Here is a 6,743-nt window from a genome sequence, read left to right as displayed (position 1 = left end):
TTTTCCTCGCTTTCAATTGGTTTCGACGACTTGATTGTAGCACAGAGGTGATATGCCTCTTTTTTATACAAAAATGGCGTCGATGGAGTTCTCCATCAACACCAAATATCATAGAACCCTTATTTTTTATGGTGGGGGAAGGGGTGGTGAAATCAGGAACCTACGTCAGTCTGAGGTGGGGCTTGCTGGACGGACGCAGTCAGTCTGAGAAATGTTCTTATGAATCACGATTGAAGGCCATTTCTGGCAGTCACTGGCAAGCTGACAACTATCGGGAAAGCTGTGCTGACCGAAAGCTAGTTGACGCGTTGACTGATACCGATGTAGCCGAGAGTTCGCCAAATATGGGTTCAGCCGTGGGAGTTGCCTTAGCGGCGCGATTCTTGCCGCTTAGGCAACTGGCGTCTTTGAGACGTGTTTTTCGGCTCAAAGCGAGGCGTCGAGACCGCCCTTTGGCTCGGCCTGCCCCAGCGTTCCAACCCATATTTGGCGAACGGTAAGGCGGCCAGTTCCATTTACCACTGTAGTCGCAATGTGCAACAATTAATTTGCCCGCAACTGCTGTTGTAGTTTGCAATCACCTAGGCAAACCCATATAATTATGATGATTGTAAAATGCGTAGTACCTGACTATTTAGCCAAAACACAAGACGCAAGGGGGATTGGCAATGAACATTGGCATATTTACGGATACCTATTTCCCTCAAGTGAGTGGGGTCGCGACGTCCATTAAGACGCTGCGAGATCAATTGGAAAAACAGGGGCACCAAGTCTACATTTTCACGACCACTGATCCACACGTGGAGAAGAACGTGTATGAACGCAACGTGTTTCGGTTCTCGAGTATTCCGTTCGTGTCGTTTACGGACCGCCGTATCGCGGTACGGGGACTGTTTCAGGCCTACCAGATCGCTAAGGAGTTGAATCTGGACGTGGTCCACACCCAAACGGAATTTTCGATGGGGTGGATCGGTAAGTTTGTGGCCCGCAATCTGGAGATTCCGTGTCTACACACTTACCACACCATGTATGAAGACTATTTGCATTACGTGGCCAACGGGAAGATCTTAAAGCCCGTTCACGTTAAACAGGGGACATTGGCGTTTTGTTACCATTTAACTGGCGTGGTGGCGCCTAGTGATCGGGTGCTGACGACCTTGACGGATTATGGCGTCAAAGCGCCGATCCGGGTGATTCCGACCGGAGTCAATTTGCACCAATATGAGCAACCCGACACGGCCAATTTGCGCCGGCAGCTGGGCTATGCCCCGGACACCCCGGTCATCTTGTCGCTGAGTCGGTTGGCTTATGAGAAAAATATCAAGGCCAGCATCACGGCATTGGGCCGTATCTTGGAACAAGTGCCCAATGCCCAGCTCCTGATCGTGGGGGATGGTCCGGCCAGAGAAGACCTGGAGGCGCAAGCTCAGGCATCAGGGTACAACGACCACATTACCTTTACCGGTGAGGTCAACAATGATGAGGTCTTTCGTTACTATCACATGGCCAACGTCTTTTTGTCGTCCTCGGATTCCGAATCCCAGGGGTTGACGTACATCGAAGCCATGGTGGCCGGAACCAAGATCGTGGTCATGACCAGCCCGTACACCGACGAGTTACTGTCAAGCCGGACGCTGGGGGTCACGTTTACGACCCAAGATGAGATGGTGACCAATGTCGTGGATTACCTGCTACACGGGGATGAAGAGCAGGATCCGGACCTGTTGGCGCGCAAATTGGCGGAGATTTCCGCGGATACGTTTGGCCAACACATCATTGAGTTTTATCAAGATGCCCAGGCGAGCTACGAGCAGTCGCACGAGGATACCCCGGATTTTAGTGATTAGAGGAGTTATTGAATGTTAAAAATCAACATGTTTTCTGCGGCTGATTCCGTCAAGGGTCAGGGTGTGGGGAGTGCCTACAACGAACTCATGAATTTACTGGCGACACGGTTGGACCAAGACTTCGACGTGTCGGTGAACAGCTATCGCCGAGTCGACTTGACCCATTACCACACGATCAATTTTTCCTACTACCTGTCGACGTTTCTGCCCCATCGTGGGCGCAAGATTGGCTACGTCCACTTCTTGCCCGAGACCTTGGAGGGGAGTCTCAAGATCCCTCAACCGTTCCGGGCGATTTTTTACAAATACGTGATTGCTTTCTATAAACGTATGGATCACATCGTGGTGGTCAACCCGACCTTTATTCCCAAGCTGGAAGCAGCCGGGATTCCGGCCGATAAGGTGACCTATATTCCCAACTTTGTGAGTCGTACGGAATTCTATCCGGTCGATGCCGACCAAAAGCTGGCGTTGCGCCACCAGTATCACTACGATGCGCACCGCTTCACGATTTTGGGCATTGGCCAGATTCAGGAACGCAAGGGGTTGTTTGACTTTATCAAATTAGCTCGCAACAATCCGGACTTGCAATTTATTTGGGCCGGGGGTTTTTCCTTTGGCCGGATGACGGATGGCTATGCCGAACTCAAGAAAGTCGTCGATGACCCGCCAGCCAATTTAAGCTTCCCGGGGATCGTGGACCGCGACAAGCTGGTGGATTACTATGATCTGGCAGACCTGTTCTTATTGCCGTCATTTAACGAGTTGTTCCCCATGTCAGTGCTAGAAGCCTTTAGTACCGGGACGCCCGTCTTGTTACGTGATTTGGACCTGTATCAGGCCATTATTGCGGGTGACTACCAACCGGCCAAGGATTATGCGGAAATGGATGCGCAACTCAAACGCTTGCCGCACGACACCGCCGCGCTGGCTGAACTGCGGCAAAAGAGTCTGGCCGCGGCTGAGCGTTACTCCGAAGAACACCTGGCGACGATTTGGCGGGCGTTCTACACGCAACAAGCAAAAGAGGGGTAAGGGATGTCACGACGAAATAAATGGGTCTTAGCCTTAATGTTTCTGTTGGGGATCGCCATCTTTGCGTATTCCCTACGTGACATTAAATTTTCTGTTTTAGTCAATGATTTTGTGAATATCAACTTCTGGTGGTTCGGGGTGGCCATCTTATGCATGGCCATTTACCTGGGGTTAGAAGCCTGGATCGTTAAGGTGTTTATCTCGGATCGCATCAGCGGGTTCACCTTTAAGGATGCCCTGCGGATTCCTATGGTCGAGCAGCTGTTTAATGGCATCACACCGTTTTCTTCCGGTGGGCAACCGGCTCAGCTGATTGCATTGATGCAAACCGGTGTGGATGCGGGAAAGGCCAGTTCGGTGCTTTTGATGAAGTTTGTGGTCTATCAATCGATGATCGTGATCAACTTCTTAATTGCGCTGGTCATCGGCTTTCACAGCATTCAAGACAAGCTCCACGCGCTGGCCTGGCTGGTGGTCTTTGGGTTCACGATTCACTTGGCCGTCATCATTGGCTTATTGATGGTGATGTTTTGGCATGCGTTTACCAAGAAATTGGTGGGGGTCATCCTGACGCCAATGAAGTGGTTCATGAAGGCCGAGCGATTCGACCGCATGGCAGCCAACATCAATGGGAAAATCGATTCCTTCTATGCGGAGAGTGTCCGGATCAGCGGGCAATGGAAACTCATGCTGCGGGTTTTTGTGATTACCTTCTTCCAGCTGATGTTCTACTACCTGATTCCGTACTTTATTATGCTGGCGCTGGGGTATACCACCGCCAACATCGTCATGGTCACGAGTCTGCATATCTTAATCGTGATGGTCATCTCTCTCTTTCCGATTCCCGGTGGTTCCGGGGGAGCGGAGTACAGTTTTGAAATGATCTTTAGAAGCTACATCTCGTCGAACAGTAAGTTGGTGTTGGCCATGATCTTGTGGCGGCTGCTGACCTATTACCTGGGGATGCTGGCGGGCTTAGTGGCCATGGTGATTCGTCCCGATAAGGTCCATGAGACCCCTAGTCAACGCCAGAAATCTGGAAATGATTGAGATTTTCTGGATTAGGGCGTGCCATAGTGGCCTAAGTTTGGTAAAATCATTAGTGAAAGCTAGAAAGGGGACCAACCATGGAAGAATCTCAACTGATTGGCATCATTAATCGCTTGAAGGCGATGCAAGAGGATGCTACCGACGAGCCACAACCCCGTCGTTTTGAAAAAGAAGGCGTGGAACAAGCAACGGTCGTATTTAACCAATTGACCCACACTTACACGTTAACAGAACACAATCCGGAAACGACCTTTGAGTTTGATAACATTGATTTAGTGGCTATCGAATTATTTGATTTACTGACGGATAACTAATCACAAAACTATGGGTGCCATAGTTTTGTTTTTTTTTAGAAAAAATATGGGTGCGGTTGGCCCATCCCTTTCTAGAAATGGGCTTACCCCTGGGCGTTTTCGACTCAGGTGCGAGCACGGAATCACCGGCAAAAACCCGTTCGGTGGGTGTGGCGTTTTTGTGACTAAAGCTTGAATTTTTTCAAAGGTTCTGTAATCAGATTGATTACCCGCTAATATCCGCTATACTGTAGTGATGTTAATTACTTTGTGGAGGCTGTCTCATGGCGAACTTTTTTAAACGGAACATGAACTGGATCAATACCCGCATGGGCTTTTTCCTGTTAACCATTGTTCTCTTCTGGGCAAAGACTTACATTGCCTATCAAACTGAATTTACGTTAGGAGCCAAAGGAAGTGTGCAGCAGTTTCTACTGTTCATCAATCCGGTGCCGGCAGCACTGCTGGTTTTTGGGATTGCACTTTACTTCCGGGGTCGACTGGCCTACTGGCTGATGATGATCATCAACGTGTTGGAATCGACCTGGATCTTTGCGAACGTCTTGTACTATCGTGAATTTTCAGACTTTCTGTCCTTCGGAATCATGAAGGGCTCCAGTGATGTGGGGAATAACCTGGGCAAAAGCCTGGCACAGATCACCCATGTCTATGATTTTTTTGTCTATATCGATATCGTGATCCTGATCATTCTGCTAGTGACCCACGTGATTCGAATCGACCCGCGGCCGTTTAAGCGGCGGTACGCCTTTGCGATCACCGTCTTGTCGTTTGGCCTGATGTTTGCCGAATTTGGCATGGCTAACGCGGACCGGTCCGGCTTGTTGACGCGGACCTTTGACAATAACTACATTGTTAAATACATGGGGCTGAACGAGTACGCGGCGTTTAACGCGTACCAGACGCAAAAGGAAAGCGCCACGCGGGCCAGTGCCAATGCCAGTGATATGAAGAGTGTGCTGAAATACCTGAAGCAAAATCGGGTCAGCCCGAACGTGTCGTACTATGGCAAGGAAAAGGGCAAGAACGTCTTCATCATTCACCTGGAAAGCTTCCAGCAATTCCTGATCGACTATAAGGTCGATGGTAAGGAAGTGACGCCGACTCTCAACAAGTTCTACCATAACCAGAACACCTTGTCGTTCGACAACTTCTATAACCAAGTGGCCCAAGGGAAGACGTCTGACGCCGAAATGATGCTGGAAAACTCGTTGTTTGGGTTGCCCCAGGGGTCAGCGATGACGACCTACGGGACCCAAAACACGTTCCAGGCTGCACCGGCGATCCTGAGCCAAGAGGCGGGTTACACTTCGGCGGCATTCCATGGGGATGTCCCGAGCTTCTGGAACCGGGACAACACCTACAAGTCGTGGGGGTACCAATACTTCTTTAGTTCTAGCTACTATAAAGAGAAGTCGGGTTATAGCATTGGCTATGGGCTGAAGGATAAGATCTTCTTCGAACAGTCAGCCAAGTACATCGAACAGTTGCCACAACCGTTCTATGCGAAATTGATCACGCTGACCAACCACTACCCGTATGAGTTAGATAAGAAGAACACAGACTTCCCAGCCACCAAGACCGGGGATAAGACCGTGGACCCATACGTTCAGACAGCCCACTACCTGGATCAGGCCTTTGCGGAATTCTTGACCTACCTGAAGAAGGTCGGCCTGTACAAGAACAGTGTCATCGTGGCCTATGGGGACCACTACGGGATCTCCAATAACCACCGGCCAGCGATTGCCCAGCTGTTAGGCAAGGACAAGGTCACTAATTTCGACTTGGCCCAATTTCAGAAGGTGCCGTTCATGATTCATGCGACGGGACTCAAGGGTGGCATTAAGCACACGTACGGGGGCGAGATCGATGTGTTACCGACGTTGCTAGACCTGTTAGGGGTCAAGAACACGGATACGGTCCAATTTGGGCAAGACCTCTTGGCTAAGGACCGCAATCAGACGGTCGCCTTTAGAAATGGCAACTTTGTTTCGCCGAAGTATACCAAAATCGGTGGGACCGTCTACGATACCCAGACGGGAAAGGTCCTGAAACTGACGGCGGCCCAAAAGAAGGTCGTGGCACAGATGCAAAACCACGTTACCACGGAACTCTCGTTGTCTGATCGGGTCATCTATGGGGATTTACTGCGTTTCTACAAGCCAAAGGGCTTCAAGAAGGTGGATAAGACTGACTTTACCTATAAGTACAAACCAGCGATGGAAAAGCTCGCTGAGGCGGAAAAAACGGAAAAGACCAGTGCGTTGGTGAAGAACCATAACAAGACGACCACCTATAAGACAGATGCACCAGAATTGAAGTAGTATTATCAGGTCCCGCTCACACGGTAGAAGGTGTGAGCGGGGCTTTTGCTATTTTTAGGGCTCTTTGTCAACCGGTGTTGATGGGGAGAATTTGAGAGGTTCAATTCACTTACGAATTGGGCCTCTTTTTTGGACCCGAATATTGAATTCAATCTGTATTCTGTAGTGGAAGTTAG

The 6,743-nt window shown here is 49.8% G+C and carries 5 protein-coding genes; all 5 read left to right on the top strand.

Features of this window, described 5'->3' with window-relative positions; all coding sequences use genetic code 11:
• Positions 1–668 precede the first annotated feature (668 nt).
• The 5 genes from EGT51_RS12470 to EGT51_RS12450 all read left to right on the top strand — a co-directional run bounded on the left by EGT51_RS12470 (position 669) and on the right by EGT51_RS12450 (position 6,567).
• Positions 669–1,847, top strand: a complete 1,179-nt coding sequence (locus EGT51_RS12470; RefSeq protein ID WP_135368996.1) for a glycosyltransferase family 4 protein — start codon at positions 669–671, stop codon at positions 1,845–1,847.
• Positions 1,848–1,859: 12 nt separating this feature from the next.
• Complete coding sequence (locus EGT51_RS12465) at positions 1,860–2,882, top strand: glycosyltransferase family 4 protein (protein WP_135368995.1); 1,023 nt, start codon at positions 1,860–1,862, stop codon at positions 2,880–2,882.
• A gap of 3 nt (positions 2,883–2,885) precedes the next feature.
• Positions 2,886–3,932: a lysylphosphatidylglycerol synthase transmembrane domain-containing protein gene (locus EGT51_RS12460; RefSeq protein ID WP_135368994.1), complete on the top strand. Its 1,047-nt coding sequence runs from the start codon at positions 2,886–2,888 to the stop codon at positions 3,930–3,932.
• Positions 3,933–4,009: 77 nt separating this feature from the next.
• Complete coding sequence (locus EGT51_RS12455; protein WP_125574787.1) at positions 4,010–4,246, top strand: YkuJ family protein; 237 nt, start codon at positions 4,010–4,012, stop codon at positions 4,244–4,246.
• Positions 4,247–4,509: 263 nt separating this feature from the next.
• Positions 4,510–6,567, top strand: coding sequence for an LTA synthase family protein (locus tag EGT51_RS12450; protein ID WP_135368993.1), 2,058 nt, complete (start codon positions 4,510–4,512; stop codon positions 6,565–6,567).
• Positions 6,568–6,743: the final 176 nt, after the last annotated feature.

It is taken from the genome of Levilactobacillus suantsaiihabitans (assembly GCF_004745505.1).
Classification (GTDB): domain Bacteria; phylum Bacillota; class Bacilli; order Lactobacillales; family Lactobacillaceae; genus Levilactobacillus; species Levilactobacillus suantsaiihabitans.
The sequence above is the reverse complement of the archived record's forward strand: the minus strand, read 5'-3'. Positions and strand labels throughout refer to the sequence as shown.